This window comes from Pseudomonas sp. GXZC, assembly GCF_026967615.1.
Taxonomy (GTDB): Bacteria; Pseudomonadota; Gammaproteobacteria; order Pseudomonadales; family Pseudomonadaceae; genus Aquipseudomonas; species Aquipseudomonas azotoformans_A.
Window position 1 is genome coordinate 4,855,740 of record NZ_CP114115.1, and the last position, 17,739, is coordinate 4,873,478.

Annotated in this window: 16 protein-coding genes, 4 tRNA genes and 1 riboswitch; of the genes, 7 read left to right on the forward strand and 13 right to left on the reverse strand. The window is 61.8% G+C overall.

Annotated elements, in window-relative coordinates; translation table 11 throughout:
- Positions 1–9: 9 nt before the first annotated feature.
- The 8 genes from OZ428_RS22845 to uvrB form a co-directional block, all read right to left on the reverse strand.
- Positions 10–843, reverse strand: a complete 834-nt coding sequence (locus OZ428_RS22845) for an alpha/beta hydrolase (RefSeq protein ID WP_025999754.1) — start codon at positions 841–843, stop codon at positions 10–12.
- A 15-nt stretch (positions 844–858) separates the two neighbouring features.
- Complete coding sequence (locus tag OZ428_RS22850) at positions 859–1,398, reverse strand: TetR/AcrR family transcriptional regulator (RefSeq protein WP_010209050.1); 540 nt, start codon at positions 1,396–1,398, stop codon at positions 859–861.
- Between the two features lie 182 nt (positions 1,399–1,580).
- Positions 1,581–1,656 (reverse strand) — tRNA-Glu (locus OZ428_RS22855).
- A gap of 77 nt (positions 1,657–1,733) precedes the next feature.
- A tRNA-Ala gene (locus OZ428_RS22860) sits at positions 1,734–1,809 on the reverse strand.
- Between the two features lie 50 nt (positions 1,810–1,859).
- Positions 1,860–1,935 (reverse strand) — tRNA-Glu (locus tag OZ428_RS22865).
- A gap of 78 nt (positions 1,936–2,013) precedes the next feature.
- Positions 2,014–2,089, reverse strand: a tRNA-Ala gene (locus OZ428_RS22870).
- 147 nt (positions 2,090–2,236) lie between these two features.
- Positions 2,237–3,718 (reverse strand): glutamate--tRNA ligase, encoded by a 1,482-nt coding sequence (gene gltX, locus OZ428_RS22875; protein ID WP_015884987.1) that lies wholly within the window; start codon positions 3,716–3,718, stop codon positions 2,237–2,239.
- Between the two features lie 81 nt (positions 3,719–3,799).
- Entirely contained in the window at positions 3,800–5,815 is a 2,016-nt protein-coding gene (uvrB, locus tag OZ428_RS22880) for an excinuclease ABC subunit UvrB (protein WP_038845574.1), read from the reverse strand.
- A gap of 343 nt (positions 5,816–6,158) precedes the next feature.
- Between uvrB and OZ428_RS22885 the strand changes: the two genes are divergently transcribed.
- Both OZ428_RS22885 and OZ428_RS22890 read left to right on the forward strand, forming a co-directional pair.
- Positions 6,159–7,355 carry an amino acid aminotransferase gene (locus OZ428_RS22885; RefSeq protein ID WP_016979489.1) on the forward strand — a complete coding sequence of 399 codons (1,197 nt, stop codon included), beginning with the start codon at positions 6,159–6,161 and terminating at the stop codon, positions 7,353–7,355.
- A 100-nt stretch (positions 7,356–7,455) separates the two neighbouring features.
- A complete protein-coding gene (locus OZ428_RS22890; protein ID WP_269131394.1) occupies positions 7,456–7,665 on the forward strand; it encodes a hypothetical protein in 210 nt (69 codons plus the stop codon).
- Here the strand turns inward: OZ428_RS22890 and ptrR are convergent.
- Positions 7,662–8,537 (reverse strand): putrescine utilization regulator PtrR, encoded by an 876-nt coding sequence (gene ptrR, locus OZ428_RS22895; protein WP_269131395.1) that lies wholly within the window; start codon positions 8,535–8,537, stop codon positions 7,662–7,664. The two genes, OZ428_RS22890 and ptrR, sit on opposite strands and share 4 nt — an antisense overlap.
- A 103-nt stretch (positions 8,538–8,640) precedes the next feature.
- Between ptrR and OZ428_RS22900 the strand changes: the two genes are divergently transcribed.
- A complete protein-coding gene (locus tag OZ428_RS22900; RefSeq protein WP_269131396.1) occupies positions 8,641–10,023 on the forward strand; it encodes an aldehyde dehydrogenase family protein in 1,383 nt (460 codons plus the stop codon).
- 31 nt (positions 10,024–10,054) lie between these two features.
- On the opposite strand, the gene OZ428_RS22905 is transcribed toward OZ428_RS22900, so the two are convergent.
- Positions 10,055–10,963 (reverse strand): LysR family transcriptional regulator, encoded by a 909-nt coding sequence (locus OZ428_RS22905; RefSeq protein ID WP_269131397.1) that lies wholly within the window; start codon positions 10,961–10,963, stop codon positions 10,055–10,057.
- Positions 10,964–11,071: 108 nt separating this feature from the next.
- Between OZ428_RS22905 and OZ428_RS22910 the strand changes: the two genes are divergently transcribed.
- Positions 11,072–12,265 (forward strand): MFS transporter, encoded by a 1,194-nt coding sequence (locus OZ428_RS22910; protein WP_269131398.1) that lies wholly within the window; start codon positions 11,072–11,074, stop codon positions 12,263–12,265.
- A 295-nt stretch (positions 12,266–12,560) separates the two neighbouring features.
- On the opposite strand, the gene OZ428_RS22915 is transcribed toward OZ428_RS22910, so the two are convergent.
- Positions 12,561–13,004 carry a hypothetical protein gene (locus tag OZ428_RS22915; RefSeq protein WP_269131399.1) on the reverse strand — a complete coding sequence of 148 codons (444 nt, stop codon included), beginning with the start codon at positions 13,002–13,004 and terminating at the stop codon, positions 12,561–12,563.
- Positions 13,005–13,107: 103 nt separating this feature from the next.
- Positions 13,108–13,302, forward strand: a riboswitch (cobalamin riboswitch).
- 107 nt (positions 13,303–13,409) lie between these two features.
- Between OZ428_RS22915 and OZ428_RS22920 the strand changes: the two genes are divergently transcribed.
- The 3 genes from OZ428_RS22920 to OZ428_RS22930 are packed head-to-tail and all read left to right on the forward strand — an operon-like array spanning position 13,410 to position 16,182.
- Positions 13,410–14,420, forward strand: a complete 1,011-nt coding sequence (locus tag OZ428_RS22920; protein ID WP_269131400.1) for an ABC transporter substrate-binding protein — start codon at positions 13,410–13,412, stop codon at positions 14,418–14,420.
- Positions 14,417–15,421, forward strand: a complete 1,005-nt coding sequence (locus tag OZ428_RS22925; RefSeq protein WP_269131401.1) for a FecCD family ABC transporter permease — start codon at positions 14,417–14,419, stop codon at positions 15,419–15,421. The genes OZ428_RS22920 and OZ428_RS22925 overlap by 4 nt, the downstream gene beginning before the upstream one ends.
- Positions 15,418–16,182 (forward strand): ABC transporter ATP-binding protein, encoded by a 765-nt coding sequence (locus OZ428_RS22930; protein WP_033901825.1) that lies wholly within the window; start codon positions 15,418–15,420, stop codon positions 16,180–16,182. The genes OZ428_RS22925 and OZ428_RS22930 overlap by 4 nt, the downstream gene beginning before the upstream one ends.
- Here the strand turns inward: OZ428_RS22930 and OZ428_RS22935 are convergent.
- Together OZ428_RS22935 and OZ428_RS22940 are read right to left on the reverse strand one after the other, a co-directional pair.
- A complete protein-coding gene (locus OZ428_RS22935) occupies positions 16,179–16,499 on the reverse strand; it encodes a response regulator (RefSeq protein ID WP_269131402.1) in 321 nt (106 codons plus the stop codon). The genes OZ428_RS22930 and OZ428_RS22935 overlap by 4 nt on opposite strands.
- Positions 16,496–17,704, reverse strand: a complete 1,209-nt coding sequence (locus OZ428_RS22940) for an EAL domain-containing response regulator (protein ID WP_269131403.1) — start codon at positions 17,702–17,704, stop codon at positions 16,496–16,498. Before OZ428_RS22940 ends, OZ428_RS22935 begins: the two co-directional genes overlap by 4 nt.
- Between the last annotated feature and the right edge of the window lie 35 nt (positions 17,705–17,739).

Genomic DNA, 17,739 nt, shown 5'->3' on the forward strand with positions numbered 1-17,739 from the left:
GGCAGTGTATCAGGCCGTTTGCCGCGCCTGTAGACGACGGCCGGCCAGCAGCGCCAGCACAGCGTCGATCACGCGCGGATCGGCCAGTACTTTCTGGTGACCGCCCTGCTCCAGGCGCAGCAGGCGGCTGTCGAACCAGGCTTCGTGAATAGCTTGAGAGGCTTTGACCGGGACGAACGTATCGTCTTCGGCGTGCACGATCAGGCCAGGGATATTCATCTGGTAATGGGCCACATCCAGATGCTTGAGCGGCATGCCAAAGGTCTGCTCGACTTCCTGGATGAACGCCGAGCGTGCCCGCGCCGGCAAACCGACCATTTTGGTGAAGCCCCGCAACACATCCAGAAAGCGTGACGGTGCGGCAATGCTCACTAACGCCTCGGTGCGCAAGCCCAACTGCACCGCCAGCATCGCACTGGCACCCCCCATGGAATGACCGATCACCGCATGCAGCGGCGGCAACTCGGCAGCGGCTTCGAGCATGGCGCGGGCGAACAGCAGCACATGGGCTTCACGCCCTGGCGAACGGCCATGGGCGGGACCGTCGAGGGCAATCACCGAGTAACCGTTGTCGACCAATGCCGTGATCAGGCTGGCGAATTGAGTGGGCCGCCCTTCCCAACCGTGCATCAACAACACCGCAGGCCCCTGGCCCCAGCGCAAGGCGGACAGACCGAAGCGCAAGGTGATGCGCTCCGACTGCGCCAGCAGCGGCAGCTCCCAGTCACGCGGCGGCAGGTCGCGGGGCGTCATGAAGGCGCGGCGCATCTTGTTGGCAACCGTTTGCGGTGCCAGGTGCCCCAGGGTGCCGTTGAAGCGACGAATCCAGGTTAACGTGCCCATCATGACAGCCCTCTTCTAGCGCACGGCCGACTTGGCGGCGCGCAGCACACGGTCAGACAACTCACCCGGCCCCAAGGCGCGGGCCAAGGCCAGGCCACCGATCATCAGCGCCATGTCCGCCAGGGCTTTGTCGGTGTCTTCAGGGCTGGCGGCGAGTTGCGCAGCCATCAGCTCGCAATGCTCGTTCAGCGCCTGGCGGAACTCATCCGGCAGGCGGCTCATCTCACCGACGGTCGCCGGGATCGGGCAGGCCTGGGCGGTTGAGTCACGGTGCTTGCGCGACAGGTAGAACGCCGCCACCAGGCTTCTGCGCTCCTCTCCGGTCAACTGGGCGTCCATGTCATCAATCGACGCACGACGCTTGGCCAGCAGCTGAGTGAAGGCCTCCAGCATCAGTGCGTCCTTGCTTTCGAAGTGCGCGTAGAAACCACCGACGGTCAGCCCCGCCGCGCCCATGACTTCACCCACACTCGGTTCGGCCGGGCCGCGCTGGATCAACGCGGCGCTGGCGGCCTGCAGAATGCGTTCGCGGGTTTGCGCTTTTTTATCGCTCATCATTGCCTCCGATGTTCATGGGTTGAATATTATTACCATAATAATATTTGGCAAGCCACAGGCGTGACCGCTGGTCAGAAGAGAAGAAGGGGATGGAAGAGAGATTTGGCCAAACGCCAGACAAACAAAAGGGCCATTCAATAATTGAATGACCCTTAAAAATCCCGCAGAGCGGGTAATCGTGGCGTCCCCTAGGGGACTCGAACCCCTGTTACCGCCGTGAAAGGGCGGTGTCCTAGGCCACTAGACGAAGGGGACACAAACCTTCTGTACACTGATCAGGCTGAGACTGATCGATCCAAGGACGGTGTGGCCGGAACCTTGGAACTGTAAATTGGTGGAGCTAAACGGGATCGAACCGTTGACCTCTTGCATGCCATGCAAGCGCTCTCCCAGCTGAGCTATAGCCCCAGATTTTTCGTCTCACGACGCAGCAGGCCTTGCGAACTGCTTGTTGAAACTGGCGTCCCCTAGGGGACTCGAACCCCTGTTACCGCCGTGAAAGGGCGGTGTCCTAGGCCACTAGACGAAGGGGACAAAACCTTCTGTACAACTGATCAGCGCTGAGAGCTGATCGATTCAAGGACGGTGTGGCCAGACCTTGAACCTGTAAATTGGTGGAGCTAAACGGGATCGAACCGTTGACCTCTTGCATGCCATGCAAGCGCTCTCCCAGCTGAGCTATAGCCCCTCATCGGTGAGGACGGGGCGAATCTTAATGGCGCTTTGGAAGTGTGTCAAATTTATTTTCAACATTTTCCAAAATTTTTTGCCGGGATAACAATCACTTACCGTCGAAACCCCGGAAAACCGGGGTTTCGCCGTTTCAACCGCGTGCTTAAGCGATAGCGCCCAGCAGCTTTTCCCACTCTTTGTTTTCTTTCTTCGACACACCACCAAGCAAATCAAGGGCTTGGCGCAGGCGGAAACGGGTCAAGTCCGGGCCGAGGATTTCCATCGCATCCAGCACCGACACCGAACTGGCCTGCCCGGTGATCGCGGCAAACATCAACGGCATGGCATCGCGCAATTTCAGTTCCAGGGATTCCACCACCGCCTGGATCGTCGCGGTGATCGCATCTTTCTCCCACTGGCGCAGGCTTTCCAGCTTCCACAGGATCAACTGCATCAGTTGGCGAACCTGGTCACCGGAGAGTTTCTTCGACTCGAACAGCTTAGGATCTGGATTCACGCCCCCGGCAAAGAAGAAACTGGCCAACGGTGCGACCTGGCTGAAGGTCTCCACCCTGCCCTGCACCAGCGGCGCGATCTTCATCATGTATTCGGGGTTCAGTGCCCACTGCTGCACACGGCTGGCGAATTCTTCCACCGGCAGGTCACGCAGCCACTGGCCGTTGAGCCACGACAGTTTCTCGATGTCGAAGATCGGCCCGCCGAGCGACACACGGGACAGATCAAAATTGTCGACCATTTCCTGCAACGAGAACTTCTCGCGCTCGTCCGGCATTGACCAGCCCATGCGGCCCAGGTAGTTGAGCATCGCTTCCGGCATGAAGCCCATACGCTCGTAGAAGGTCACCGAAGTCGGGTTCTTGCGCTTGGACAGCTTGCTCTTGTCCGGGTTACGCAGCAGCGGCATGTAGCACAGCTGCGGCTGTTCCCAGCCAAAGTACTCGTAGAGCAGGATCAGTTTCGGCGCCGATGGCAACCACTCTTCGCCGCGCAGCACGTGGGTGATGCCCATCAGGTGGTCGTCGACCACGTTGGCCAGGAAGTACGTCGGCAGGCCGTCGGTCTTCATCAGCACCTGCATGTCCATGCGGTCCCACGGGATCTCGACGTCACCGCGCAGCATGTCCGGCACCACGCACACGCCTTCGCTTGGCACCTTCATGCGGATCACGTGAGGCTCGCCGGCGGCCAGGCGCTGGGCCACTTCTTCTTTCGACAGCAGCAACGCGCGGCCGTCGTAGCGTGGAGTTTCGCCACGGGCCTGTTGCTCGGCGCGCATCTGGTCCAGCTCTTCTGCGGTGCAGAAGCACGGGAAGGCATGGCCCATGTCGACCAGTTGCTGGGTGTACTGCTTGTAGATGTCGCTGCGCTCGCTCTGGCGATACGGGCCGTGCGGGCCACCGACGTCCGGGCCTTCGGCCCAGGTAATGCCCAACCAGCGCAGGGCATCGAAAATCTGCTGTTCCGACTCGCGGGTGGAACGCAGTTGATCGGTGTCTTCGATCCGCAGGATGAATTCACCGCCGTGCTGCTTGGCAAAGCAGTAGTTGAACAAGGCGATGTAAGCAGTGCCGACGTGGGGATCCCCAGTGGGCGATGGCGCGATGCGCGTGCGGACGGTGGTCATGGCAGGTCTCGAATGGGCGATAAAACTGAAAATTGAAACAAGGGGCGAATGGTAACAGCCCGGAGCACCCGGGCTCCAGCCTCACACCGCCAGCAGGCGCTCCCGCAACTTGCCAATCTCGTCCCGCGTCTGCGCTGCCGCCTCGAACTCCAGGTCCCGCGCCAACTGGTACATCTTCTCTTCCAACTGACGGATGCGCTTGGTGATCTCACTCGGCGAGCGCAATTCGTTCTCGTACTTGGCGCTTTCCTCAGCGGCCTTGGCCATACCTTTGCGCTTTTTGCTGCGCGAGCCCGGCACGGTGGCGCCTTCCATGATGTCGGCAACGTCCTTGAACACGCCCTTGGGCGTGATGCCATTTTCCAGGTTGAACGCAATCTGCTTGTCGCGACGGCGCTGGGTCTCACCAATCGCCCGTTCCATGGAACCGGTAATGCGGTCCGCGTAGAGAATCGCCCGGCCATTGAGGTTCCGTGCCGCACGCCCGATGGTCTGGATCAACGAGCGTTCAGAGCGCAAAAAGCCCTCTTTGTCCGCATCGAGGATCGCCACCAGCGACACTTCCGGCATGTCCAGGCCTTCACGCAGCAGGTTGATGCCCACCAGCACATCAAAGGTACCCAGGCGCAGGTCGCGGATGATCTCCACGCGTTCCACGGTGTCGATGTCCGAGTGCAGGTAGCGCACACGCACGCCGTGGTCGGCCAGGTAGTCGGTCAAGTCTTCGGACATGCGCTTGGTCAGCGTGGTGACCAGCACCCGCTCTTCCAGGGCCACGCGCTTGGTGATTTCCGAGAGCAAGTCGTCGACCTGGGTCAGGGCCGGGCGGATCTCGATTTCCGGGTCGACCAAACCAGTCGGCCGCACCAGTTGCTCGATCACGCGGCCGGCATGCTCGGCCTCATAGTTGCCCGGCGTGGCGGACACGAAAATGGTCTGCGGGCTGATAGACTCCCACTCATCAAAGCGCATTGGCCGGTTATCCAGGGCCGACGGCAAGCGGAAACCGTACTCCACCAGGGTTTCTTTACGCGAACGGTCGCCCTTATACATCGCCCCCACTTGCGGCACGCTGACGTGGGACTCGTCGATCACCAGCAGCGCGTCAGGCGGCAGGTAATCGTAAAGCGTCGGCGGCGGCGCGCCGGATTCGCGGCCCGACAGGTAGCGCGAGTAGTTTTCAATGCCGTTGCAGTAGCCCAGCTCCAGGATCATCTCCAGGTCGAAACGGGTGCGCTGCTCCAGGCGCTGGGCTTCCACCAGCTTGTTATTGGAACGCAGGTACTCCAGGCGCTCGGCCAACTCGACTTTGATGCCCTCAATGGCGCCCATCAGGGTTTCACGCGGGGTCACGTAGTGGCTTTTCGGATAGAAGGTGAAGCGCGGCAGCTTGCGGATCACCTCGCCGGTCAACGGGTCGAAGGCCGACAGGCTCTCGACTTCATCGTCGAACAGCTCGATGCGGATCGCTTCCAGGTCGGATTCCGCCGGGTAGATGTCGATCACATCGCCACGCACACGGAAGGTGGCACGGGCAAAATCCATGTCATTGCGGGTGTATTGCAGGCTGGTCAGGCGGCGCAACAGCTCGCGTTGATCGAGCTTGTCGCCCCGATCGACGTGCAGCACCATCTTCAGATAGGTTTCCGGGCTGCCCAGGCCGTAGATGCACGACACCGTGGTGACGATGATCGCGTCCTTGCGCTCCAGCAAGGCCTTGGTCGCCGACAGCCGCATCTGCTCGATGTGGTCGTTGATCGACGCATCCTTCTCGATAAAGGTATCGGAGGACGGCACGTAGGCTTCGGGCTGGTAGTAGTCGTAGTAGGAAACGAAGTACTCCACCGCGTTGTTCGGGAAGAACGCCTTGAACTCGCCGTAGAGCTGCGCCGCCAGGGTCTTGTTCGGCGCCAGCACCAGGGTGGGCCGGTTGATCTGCGCAATGACGTTGGCGATGCTGAAGGTCTTGCCCGACCCGGTCACCCCGAGCAGGGTCTGGTGCGCCAGCCCGGCTTCGATGCCTTCGACCATCTGGCGAATGGCTTCCGGTTGATCGCCGGCGGGTTCAAAGCGGGTGACGAGCTGGAAATCCGACATAACGTACCTCGTGAAGTCACCCCAGACTCAAAACCGCCAGGGACGAAATAGCTCAGCAACCCGCGAATAATCATCGCAGGTTGCAGGAAAAAACCATGATAGCTGTAGAAGTGGTGGCGAATGTGACGGGTTTCAAGGCAATCGTCCTACACGCCCTTACCGATCAATGTTGCAATAAGACTAACGGTCAGCAAATAAACCGAAAAACTTGGCCGAAAAGCCGTTTCGGCTGTCGCCTCAGGCGGTGATGGTCTCTATACTAACTCCCCGTTTGTGCACCGCTCTAGTGCATTCGGCTGGAGCGCGACACGTCCCTCCTACCCCCCATAGAGCTGCCGCAAAAATGAGCCTGTTCTCCGCTGTCGAAATGGCACCACGCGATCCAATCCTGGGCCTCAACGAAGCATTCAACGCCGATACACGAACCACCAAGGTCAACCTTGGCGTGGGCGTTTACTGCAACGAGGAGGGGAAGATTCCACTCTTGCGTGCCGTTGCCGAAGCGGAAGCCATTCGCGTGGCGCAACACGCCGCCCGTGGTTACTTGCCAATCGACGGCATCGCGGCCTACGACAAGGCCGTGCAAACCCTGCTGTTCGGCGCTGAGTCGCCACTGCTGAACGCCGGCCGCGTCACCACCGTGCAAGCGGTAGGCGGCACTGGTGCGCTGAAGCTGGGTGCTGACTTCCTCAAGCAGCTGCTGCCAAACGCCGTCGTCGCCATCAGCGACCCGAGCTGGGAAAACCACCGCGCCCTGTTCGAAACCGCCGGTTTCCCGGTGCAAAACTACCGTTACTACGACGCCGCCACCCACGACGTAAACCGTGCCGGCCTGCTCGAAGACCTCAACGCCCTGCCGCCCCAGTCCATCGTGGTGCTGCACGCGTGCTGCCACAACCCGACCGGCGTCGACCTGAGCCCGGCCGACTGGCAGAACGTGCTGGACGTGATCAAGGCCAAGAACCTGGTGCCGTTCCTCGACATGGCCTACCAGGGCTTTGGCGACGGCATCCACGAAGACGCCGCCGCTGTGCGCCTGTTCGCTGAATCGGGCCTGACCTTCTTTGTGTCCAGCTCGTTCTCCAAGTCGTTCTCCCTGTACGGCGAACGGGTGGGCGCACTGTCCATCGTCGGCGACTCCAAGGAAGAAAGCGCGCGCATCCTGTCCCAGGTCAAACGCGTGATCCGCACCAACTACTCCAACCCGCCAACCCACGGCGCGGCGATCGTTGCAGCGGTACTGAACAACCCTGAACTGCGCGCCCAGTGGGAAGCCGAACTGGCCGAAATGCGCCTGCGCATCCGTGGCATGCGCGAGCAGATGGTGGCCGAACTGGCCAAGGCTGCTCCGGGCCACGACTTCAGCTTCGTCGGCCGCCAGCGTGGGATGTTCTCCTACTCCGGCCTGACCGTTGAGCAAGTCACCCGTCTGCGCAGCGAGTTCGGCATCTACGCCCTCGACACTGGCCGTATCTGTGTGGCGGCGTTGAACCAGTCGAACATTGATGCAGTCACAAAGGCAATCGTTCAGGTGCTGTAAACCTGCAGCTGTTGCACCAGAAGGGGAAGCCGATGGCTTCCCCTTTTTCGTCTCCAGCCCCTAGACTGAACCTTGACCGCCCCTTTGCTGTGAGAATGCTATGAGAAACGACGACCTGGACCTGCGCGCCGACCGCGACGAACTGCATGACTACGCCCCACGCGCACCGCAACCCAAGCGCCAGAAAAGCCTGGTGCTGCAAGTGGCGCTGGGTGTGTTTCTCGGTGGTTTGGCGCTATGGCTGGTGCAATTAGGTGCGACTGCACTGCTGGCGAAGCTGGCGATGGGCACCCTGCAATTGGGCGGCTAAGCCGCACGAATCGCCCCTTGTTCCTCCAACAACTTCACAAAACTGTTCAAACTCTGCGACACCGTCCCCCGCCGCCAGATCAGCCAGGTGTGCAGGATCCGGAAGTTGTCCGTCAACGGCCACACGCTCACCGCCGTCGACCCCGGCATGCTGTCGAGCATGCTGCGTGGCATCAGCGCCAGGCCCGCGCCGGCGCTGACGCAGGCGAGCATGCCGTGGTAGGACTCGATCTCGAAGATCTTGCCCGGCACCGCGCCGTCCTGTGCAAACCAGCGTTCCAGGTGATGCCGATATGAACAGTTGGAGCGAAAGGTGTAGATGCTCTCCCCGTTCACGTCCTGCCCACGGGTGATCGGCGCGTGATGCAGCGGCGCAATCACTACCATCTCTTCCTCGAACACCGCCACGCCTTCCAGGGTCGCGTGCAGCAGCGGGCCGTCGACGAACGCCGCTGTCAACCGCCCGGACAACACGCCCTCGATCATGGTGCCCGAAGGCCCGGTACTCAGGTCCAGCTCGACCTTGGTGTGTTTCTGGTTGTACGCCGCCAGCAACGCCGGGATACGCACCGCTGCCGTGCTTTCCAGCGAACCCAGGGCAAACGCGCCTTGGGGCTCCTCGCCCGCCACGGTTGCGCGGGCTTCCTGTACCAGGTCGAGAATGCGCCGCGCATAACCCAGGAAGTTCCACCCGGCGGGTGACAGGCGCAGGCGGCTTCTCTCGCGGATGAACAACTCCACACCCAAGTCCTGCTCCAGTTGCTTGATGCGCGTCGTCAGATTCGACGGCACCCGATGAATCAACTGCGCGGCGGCGCTGATGCTGCCTTGCTCGGCAACGGCCTTGAAGATTTCCAGCTGCACCAGATCCACATCATTCTCCAATCGTGAACGTATTGCTTAATATTATTCAGTTTCCAGAAAAGAGATAGCCCCGTAGGCTGAACCCACTTAATTCCCTCAGCAGGACGGTGCAATGAACGCGACTACCCACGCCCTTTCGATCAACCCGGCCAACGGCGAAACGGTCGGCAGCTACCCGTATGAAACCGCGCAGCAACTGGACGCCGCCCTCGACCGCTCCACCCTCGCCTTCCGCACCTGGCGCCGCCAGCCGGTGAGCCAGCGCGCCGAGTTGCTGCTGAGCCTGGCCAGCGCCCTGCGCGAACAAGCCGAAGACATGGCGCAGATGATCACCCTGGAAATGGGCAAACCCATCGCCCAGGCCCGTGCCGAAATCGAAAAATGCGCGCAACTCAGCGAGTGGTACGCCGCCCATGGCCCGGCCATGCTCGCCCCGGAGCCGACCCTGGTGGACAACGGCAGCGCCCAGATCGAATACCGCCCGCTGGGCCCGATCTTCGCCGTGATGCCGTGGAACTTCCCGGTGTGGCAAGTGCTGCGCGGTGCGGTGCCGACCATGTTGGCCGGCAACACCTACGTGCTCAAGCATGCGCCGAACGTAATGGGCAGCGCCTATCTGATCCAACTGGCGTTCCAGAAGGCCGGTTTCGCCGATGGCCTGTTTGAAGTGGTCAATGTGACCAACGACGGCGTGTCCAAAGCCATCGCCGACCCGCGCATCGCCGCCGTCACCCTTACCGGCAGCGTGCGTGCCGGCATCGCCATCGGCTCCCAGGCTGGCGCTGCGCTGAAAAAATGCGTGTTGGAACTGGGCGGTTCCGACCCGTTCATCGTGCTAAATGACGCTGACCTCGACGCCGCCGTGCAAGCCGCACTGATCGGTCGTTTCCAGAACAGCGGCCAAGTCTGCGCCGCCGCCAAACGCCTGATCATCGAGGAAGGCGTGGTAGAAGCCTTCACCGCCAAATTCCTGGAGGCCAGCCGTGCCTTGGTGATGGGCGACCCGACGTCAGCCACCACCTACATCGGCCCGATGGCACGCTTCGACCTGCGCGACGAGTTACACGGCCAGGTCCAGGCGACCCTGGAAGAAGGCGCGACCCTGCTGCTGGGCGGCAATAAAGTACCCGGCGCCGGTAACTACTACGAGCCGACCGTACTGGCAGGCGTCACCGACCAGATGACCTCGTTCAAACAGGAACTGTTCGGCCCGGTCGCTTCGATCATCACCGCCCGCGACGCCGACCATGCGGTGGCCCTGGCGAATGACAGCGAGTTCGGCCTCACGGCGAGCATCTTCACCACCGACCCGGCCAAGGCGCGCGACATCGCCAACCAGCTGGAAACCGGCGGCATCTTCGTCAACGCCTTCAGCGTTTCCGACCCACGGGTGGCGTTTGGTGGGGTGAAAAAGAGTGGTTTCGGCCGCGAGCTGTCGCACTTTGGCGTGCGGGAATTTTGCAACGCGCAGACGGTGTGGCTGGACCGCAAGTAACACGCAGGGGTGGCGCGGGCACGGGTCGTGGCTATCGCCCACCCAGCCCCGCCACCAAGGCTTCCAACACCACGCTGACCTTGGGCAACGCCTGGCGATTCCTGACCCAGGCCAGCCTGATCGCAGCCCCCTCGGTGGCCAGTTGCGGCAGCACCTCAACCAGCTTGCCTTCCTCCAGCGATGGCCGGACCACCCACGACGGCAGTTGCACGATCCCACAACCGGCCAACGCAGCCTGCATCAAGCCATCGCCATTGCCGATCACCAGGTGCGGCGCCATCTGCCAGCGCCGTGCAGTGCCCTGTTCACCGGCGAAGTTCCAGGAGCTGACGCGCCCGTCCACCCAGCCGTAGGCGAGGCACTGATGCCGTTCAAGCTCACGCTCGCACGTCGGGGTGCCATGGTTCGCCAAGTAATCCGGCGAGGCACACAACGTATGCCATTCGTGCGCGAGCACACGCTGTTCGATCGTTTCTGGCCAGCCCTGCGCTTCACCGACACGCACCACCAGATCCACCCCCTCCTTGAATGGGTCCACTAACCCGTCGCTGAAGGAAATGTGCGGCACCAAGGACGGAAAAGCCTGCAGCAAAGGCAGCAGCACCGGCAACACCCGCACGCGTCCAAACACATTGGGCAGATCAATGCGCACACGTCCACGCGGCTCGCTTTGCTCCGCGCGCAGCGACAGCTCGGCCTCCTCCAGGTCAGCCAGCACCCCCGTACAGGTACGGTAAAACGCCACGCCGGCCTCGGTGAGGGACAAGCGCCGCGTTGTACGCAGAAACAGTCGAGCGCCCAGGCGCGCTTCAAGCCGCGCGATGCTTTTGCTGATGGCCGAGGCAGTCAGGCTCATTTTCTCGGCAGCGGCGGTAAAGCTGCCGTAGTCCGCGACACATACAAACACATCAATCCCTTTCAAGCGTTCGGAAGAAAACATGCACGCCCCGTATTTGTGAATTCAGGTCAGCCAAGCTGGTAATTAACATCCTAAATCAGAATTCAACTCAACAGTAAGCTAGACCAATGAACCGGTACTGAGGCTCGGATGCTGACCACGCTGAAAAACTACCCCTTGAACGTCAACCTGCTTCTGAGTGCGTCACTGGTGTTGACCCTCGCCAGGGCCATCACCCTGCCCTATCTGGTGATCTACCTGTCGAGCCAGTTCCAATTGGGCGTCGCCGACATCGGCCTGGTGATCGGCAGTTCGCTGATCCTCGGCTCATTGTTGAGCCTGTACGGCGGTTTCCTGGTGGACAGCCAACCAGGTTACCGCTTGATCCTGGGCTGTTGCGCGGTGTTCACTTGCGGGTTTCTGGCAGCGTTTGCCGCACGGGACCTGTGGGAGTTCTACGCCTGCCTGGTCGCGATCAACCTGGCGTATGCCGTCATTGATATCGCGGTCAAATCAGGGTTTGGCCGGCTACTGCCCGTCGATGCGCGCAGTGAAGCATTTTCGATCAAATACACCCTGACCAACATCGGCTACGCCGTCGGCCCTTTTCTCGGTGCGGGATTGGCCGTGCTCGCCATCAGCCTGCCCTTCCTGGCGTCGGCGATACTGGGCACCGGTTTTTTTATCGTTTACGCCGTGTGGGGTGACAAGCACGCAATGCCCGTGGACACAAGCCAGCCCGGCGCGCCGTTCCTGGCGGTCGGCAAAGTGCTGCTCAGTGATTACCGGCTGGTGTGTTTTACCCTGGGCGGAGCACTCAGTGCCGTGGTGTTCGGCCAATTCACCGCTTACCTCTCGCAATATCTGATCGTCACCACGACACCCGAAATGGCCTACCGGATAATCAGCAGCGTGGTGGCCACCAACGCGCTGATGGTGATCAGCCTGCAATACGTGATCGGCAAGCGAATCACCCATCAGCACTTGAATCTGTGGCTCGCAGGTGGGTTGGCCATGTTCATCGTCGGCCTGGCGGGGTTCGGCTTGTCCACCTCGCTGATGTTCTGGGTGGTATCCATGACGGTCTTCACACTGGGAGAGATCATCGTGTTCCCTGCCGAGTACATGTTCATCGACATCATCGCGCCCGATCATCTGCGGGGCATGTACTACGCTGCGCAAAACCTGGGCAACGTTGGCGCGGCCCTGGGCCCGGTGCTGTGCGGGATGGTCTTGGCGACACACCCCGCCCACACCATGTTCTACATGCTCGCGCTGTTCGTTATCGCCGGCGGGTTGCTCTACAGCCTCGGTGCGTCGCTGGCACGCGGATTGAAGCGCTGATACAGGGGCCTGAAGACCTTCTTCTCTGACCGACGCTTCAGTAGAGATGGCGATAATTACCCTGTGGCGAGCGGGCTTGTCGAATCGTCGCACCGCCCGCGTTGGGCTGCGAAGCAGCCCCAGGACCAGCGGCCCAAGAGTGCCTGACTCACCGCATTCATCCTTCTAGGGTCGCTTCGCAACCCAACGCGGGACAAGCCCGCTCGCCACAGTTGCAGTGTTCGGGCTTAATCGGAGGGTATCAGCCAGGCCGCCTTCGCAGGCAAGCCAGCGCCCACATTCTTTGGCCGCTCCCTCATTGCGTATTGATGTAATGAAACTGCGCCTGCGACTTCTCGACCGCCGCACGCACCTGATCTTTCTGTGCATCGGTGCCCGAGTAGTAAATCTGCAAACCCTTCAAGTCCTGCCCTTCGACGGCTTTGCCGATCACGGCAACATCAACCGGGGTGCCGGCCCCCATGATCAAAAAGAACACATCGCCCAAGCGCTTGGTATTCAGCAATTCGCTCCTGAGGCTGGCCGCGTTTTGGTCACCGGCCAGGGAAATCGCCAGGGTGTCGCCGAACATCCCACTTTTAGGGATGCTCATCGTGTGCAAGCGCAGTTTGTCTGAGTCGGCGGGCATCGACTTGACATAGGCAGTGGAGGCCTCGTCGAGAATCTGCTTTTCAGATTTACCCTGAGCGGCACAACCGGCCAGGGTGGCGATAAGGACGAGCGCGACAAATGATTTCACGGTGTATTCCTTGTGATAAAGCGATCCATGGGCTGAGCATCATAGGAGCCTCACCGCCAGAGAGCTACCGTTGAGTTCACGACCTCCCGTTCAACCGCGCGATCGACTACCATACCGCGCCGGTTCCCAAACGGGACTAATAGGGAATCCGAAGCGCGGTACACCCGCGTCAATCGGAACTGCCCCCGCAACTGTAGGTGCTGAGCCTGCTCCATGATGCCACTGGACCTCGTCCGGGAAGGCCGGAGCTTGGCGACGACGCATCAGTCAGGAGACCTGCCGGCCCAAGCTCAATGACTAACCGGCGGGGTGTCCGGGAAGGACATTCTTGCCTGCCTCTATCCTATCGCAGCGTTCAAGGGTGTATTTCCGAACGGCACGCACGCTTCACTCGGAGATAGCCCCATGCTGCCACGCGTTACCGCCCTGCTTACCGGCCTGGGGTTCTGTGCCCTGGCCCAAGCCGCGCCCACCCACTACCCGCTGACCGTAGAAAACTGCGGCAGCACCCTAACCTTTCAGCAAGCCCCGGCCCGCAGCGTGACCATCGGCCAGGCCGCCACCGAAATGCTCTACGCCCTGGGCGTGGGCGACAATGTGGTCGGCACCTCGTTGTGGTTCAACAGCGTATTGCCGCAGTACAAGGCGCAGAACGATGGCATTGAGCGCCTGGCCAACAACGAGCCGAGCTTCGAAGCCGTGATCGCCAAGCGCCCGCAGCTGGTGGCCGCCGAGCTGGAATGGGTGGTCGGGCCGCAAGGCGTGGTCGGCACCCGCGAGCAATTCCATGAACTGAAGATTCCCACCTACCTGCTGCCCTCCGACTGCGAAGGCAAGGACAACCTGGTGGGCGCCGACGGCACGCGGCTGGAGCCGTTCCGTATCGAGACAATCTATAAAAGCATCAGCCAACTCGCCGAGATCTTCGACGTGCAGGCGCGCGGCCAACAGTTGAACGACGAACTCAAGGCGCGCCTGGCCAAATCCGTTGCCACCGTGCAAAGCAAGGGCCTCAAGCAAGCCAGCGCGTTGGTGTGGTTCTCCAGTTCCGAGATGACCAGCGACCCTTATGTGGCCGGCCACAAGGGCATTCCGCAATTCATGCTGGAAACCCTCGGTTTGCATAACGTCGTGCAGTCGGACGAAGAGTGGCCCACCGTCGGCTGGGAAACCCTCGCCAAGGCCAACCCGACCGTGCTGGTGATCGCACGCATGGACCGTCGCCGCTACCCCGCCGACGACCATGAAAAGAAACTCGCCTTCCTGCGCAGCGACCCGGTGACCCGCAACATGGACGCGGTGAAAAACAATCGCATCATCATCCTCGACGCGCTGGCGCTGCAAGCCAGCATCCGTACGTTCGACGGGCTTGAACAACTGGCCACGGCCATCGACGGCTACGACCTGTCCAAATGATCCGAACCCTACTCGCCCTGGCCCTGCTCCTGGCCGCCGTGCTCGCGGGCGTGGCCATCGGCGAAACCGCCATCTCGCCACAAGTGGTACTCCAAGTCCTCGCCAACAAACTGTGGGCGGCTGGCTACGTGCTCGACCCCATCGACGAAGGCGTGGTGTGGAACTATCGCCTCACCCGCGCCCTGGTCGCCGCTGCGTGTGGTGCTGGGCTGGCGACCTGCGGCGTGATATTGCAATCGCTGTTGCGCAACCCGCTGGCCGATCCGTACCTGCTGGGCATCAGCGCCGGCGCCTCGACCGGCGCGGTGCTGGTGGCGTTGATGGGCGTGGGCGGCGGTTTGATCTCGTTGTCGGCGGGCGCGTTTGTCGGCGCCATGGCCGCGTTTGCGCTGGTGATCCTGCTCGCGCGCGCCAGCGGTTCGGCCAGTGGCACCGGCCAGATCATCCTGGCGGGCATCGCCGGGTCGCAGCTGTTCAATGCGCTCACCGCGTTCCTGATCACCAAATCCGCCAGTTCCGAGCAGGCACGCGGCATCATGTTCTGGTTGCTCGGTAACCTCAGTGGCGTGCGCTGGCCTTCGGTGTGGCTGGCGGTGCCGGTGGCGGTTGCAGGCTTGGCGGTGTGCCTGTGGCACCGTCGCGCCCTGGATGCGTTTACCTTCGGCAGCGACTCGGCGGCGTCCCTCGGCATTCCGGTGCGCCGCGTGCAGTTTGTGCTGGTGGGCTGCGCGGCGTTGGTGACGGCGGTGATGGTGTCGATTGTCGGCTCCATCGGGTTTGTGGGGCTTGTGATTCCCCACGCCGTGCGCCTGCTGCTCGGCACCGGGCATTCGCGCTTGCTGCCGGCCAGTGCGTTGGGCGGCGCGTTGTTTTTGATTGCGGCGGATGTGCTGTCGCGCACCTTGATCAAGGGCCAGGTGATTCCGGTCGGTGTGGTCACGGCGCTGGTCGGTGCGCCGGTGTTTGCGCTGATCCTCATTGGTCGGAGGAATGCGCGATGACGGTTTTAAGCTGCACGGGGTTGGGCTTCAAGGTGCGTGAAGCGCAGTTGCTGAGCGACATTCATCTGGACGTTCAGCCGGGCGAAACCCTCGGTATCGTCGGGCCGAACGGCTCCGGCAAATCCACCTTGCTCAAGTTGCTCGCCGGGCTGCGCACCCCAGCGTCCGGCGAAGTGCTGCTGGGCGGCCAGCGCCTGGGCAAGCTGTCGCGCCGCGCCATCGCGCAACAACTGGCCGTGGTGGAACAGCAGGCCGACACCGACGACGCCATCCGCGTGTTCGACGCCGTGGCGCTGGGCCGCACACCGTGGTTGTCGGCGCTGAGCCCATGGTCACCGGAGGACGACGCCATCGTCAACCAGGCCCTGCACGACGTCGACGCCACCCACCTGAGCCATCGCGCCTGGCGCAGCCTCTCGGGCGGTGAGCGCCAGCGCGTGCACATCGCCCGTGCGTTGGCGCAACGGCCGCAGATCCTGTTGCTGGATGAGCCGACCAATCACCTGGATATCCAGCATCAGCTGGGCATTTTGAAGGGTGTGCAAGGGTTGCCCGTCACCACCTTGATTGCCCTGCATGATCTGAACCAGGCGCTGACCTGCGATCGGCTGGCGGTGCTGGATCACGGGCGGTTGGTGGCGTTGGGCAAACCACTGGAGGTGTTGACGCCGCAGCGTTTGCAAGAGACGTTCGGCGTACAGGCACACTACCTGACAGACCCGTTCGATGGCGCACAGATACTGCGTTTACGCCCGAACTAAGCCTCTTGAAGCGAACGCTGGGTGTGACGTGACAAGGTCACGAACAACTCGGGCACCTGATAGATCAGCGCCTGGCGGATCAGCGGATGGTCCTGGCAAAACGCCTTGAGATTGAAGCCGACCTCACAGCCGAGGTTGGCGTTGATCAGTACCAGGTCAAACGCACGGTCGCCACAGCCGAGCAGCGTCGTCAGCTCGTCCAGGCTCGACACCGGCGCAATGGCGTAATAGCCCTGGTGGTTGAAGTCACGCTCCAGGCGCAGGCGCCGTTCGTGCTGGGTGTCGGCAATCATCACGCGCAAGCCCTTGTTGATCATGACCGGCTCCCGACGGCCGCAGCCGAGTGATGCAACCAACCCAGCAGATCGCTGCCGCTCATGGGCCGTGCATGCCAATAGCCTTGGCCGAGGGTGCAGCCCAGCGCCAGCAATGCGCGGTGTTGCTCAGCGGTTTCGATGCCTTCGATCACCACCGACATGTCCAGCGCCTCACCCAAGGCCAACGTGCTGCCGATCACCGCCAGGCAGCGCGGCTCATGCTTGAGGTTGTGCACAAACTCCGCATCCAGCTTGATTTCATTGAAAGGCAACTGACACAGGCGCTGCATCGAGGAAAACCCGGCGCCGAAGTCATCGATCGACAAGCGACACCCCATCATCCGCAGGCGCACCAGGCTTTCCAGGCTGACATTCGGGGTTTCGAGCAGGCCGCTTTCGGTGATTTCAAAGGTGACATGGCTGCCCGCCACACTGTGACTCTGCAGGATCTGCTTGATGTTGCCGGCCAGCTCGCGATTGGCCAACTGGCTGGCGCTCAGGTTGAATGCCATGTTCAACAGGCTGCCTTGGCACCTCGCTTGTTCGTGCACGGCCAAGGCCTGGTGCATCTGCAGGTACAAGCCCTCATCCAGCAAACTGTAGCGTTCCAGCGCCGGCAAAAACACGGCGGGCGACACGATGCCTCGCGTGGGATGCTGCCAGCGTGCCAACACTTCTACCCCGCACACGGCGCCGCTGCGCAGGTTGAACTTGGGTTGGTAATACGCCTGCAATTGCTCCTCGGCCAGCGCTCGGCGCATCTGGGCTTCGGTGGCACACTCGGGTGCGTCATCGGGTGGGCAGGCTGCGATAGGCCGGGCATGCAACTGCTTTTTTAGCAATGCTTCCAGCGCCCCCGCCTGCAAAGGTTTTTCCACATCCCCGAGGAACTCCAGCCCCAGCAACGAGACGATCTGGCGCACCGCACGGCGCAAGTCCGGCGACAACGAGCTGCTGATGATGATCGACCCGACCTGCCCGCTGGCGCCGACGCGCTGGATGAACTCAACGCCGTCCATGCCTTCCATCTGCAAGTCACAGAGGGCGATGTCCACCGGGCCTTCGCGGTCCAGCAGGGCCAGGGCCTGGGCACCGTCCGCAGCTTCGAACACTGTGGCACAGCCCAAGTGTTCAAGCATTTTGACGGCAACGGAGCGCTGGAAAGCATGGTCTTCCAATACCAGGACACGTAGCGCAAAGGTCATGAGGGCGGGACTCGTCTGTAGAGAAGTGCCCCATT

Bases quoted from the DNA above. Each gene is read 5' to 3' on its own strand.
- OZ428_RS22845 (WP_025999754.1), bottom strand. From the start codon at position 843: ATGGGCACGTTAACCTGGATTCGTCGCTTCAACGGCACCCTGGGGCAC.
- OZ428_RS22850 (WP_010209050.1), bottom strand. From the start codon at position 1,398: ATGAGCGATAAAAAAGCGCAAACCCGCGAACGCATTCTGCAGGCCGCC.
- gltX (WP_015884987.1), bottom strand. From the start codon at position 3,718: ATGACCACCGTCCGCACGCGCATCGCGCCATCGCCCACTGGGGATCCC.
- uvrB (WP_038845574.1), bottom strand. From the start codon at position 5,815: ATGTCGGATTTCCAGCTCGTCACCCGCTTTGAACCCGCCGGCGATCAA.
- OZ428_RS22885 (WP_016979489.1), top strand. From the start codon at position 6,159: ATGAGCCTGTTCTCCGCTGTCGAAATGGCACCACGCGATCCAATCCTG.
- OZ428_RS22890 (WP_269131394.1), top strand. From the start codon at position 7,456: ATGAGAAACGACGACCTGGACCTGCGCGCCGACCGCGACGAACTGCAT.
- OZ428_RS22900 (WP_269131396.1), top strand. From the start codon at position 8,641: ATGAACGCGACTACCCACGCCCTTTCGATCAACCCGGCCAACGGCGAA.
- OZ428_RS22905 (WP_269131397.1), bottom strand. From the start codon at position 10,963: ATGTTTTCTTCCGAACGCTTGAAAGGGATTGATGTGTTTGTATGTGTC.
- OZ428_RS22910 (WP_269131398.1), top strand. From the start codon at position 11,072: ATGCTGACCACGCTGAAAAACTACCCCTTGAACGTCAACCTGCTTCTG.
- OZ428_RS22920 (WP_269131400.1), top strand. From the start codon at position 13,410: ATGCTGCCACGCGTTACCGCCCTGCTTACCGGCCTGGGGTTCTGTGCC.
- OZ428_RS22925 (WP_269131401.1), top strand. From the start codon at position 14,417: ATGATCCGAACCCTACTCGCCCTGGCCCTGCTCCTGGCCGCCGTGCTC.
- OZ428_RS22930 (WP_033901825.1), top strand. From the start codon at position 15,418: ATGACGGTTTTAAGCTGCACGGGGTTGGGCTTCAAGGTGCGTGAAGCG.
- OZ428_RS22935 (WP_269131402.1), bottom strand. From the start codon at position 16,499: ATGATCAACAAGGGCTTGCGCGTGATGATTGCCGACACCCAGCACGAA.
- OZ428_RS22940 (WP_269131403.1), bottom strand. From the start codon at position 17,704: ATGACCTTTGCGCTACGTGTCCTGGTATTGGAAGACCATGCTTTCCAG.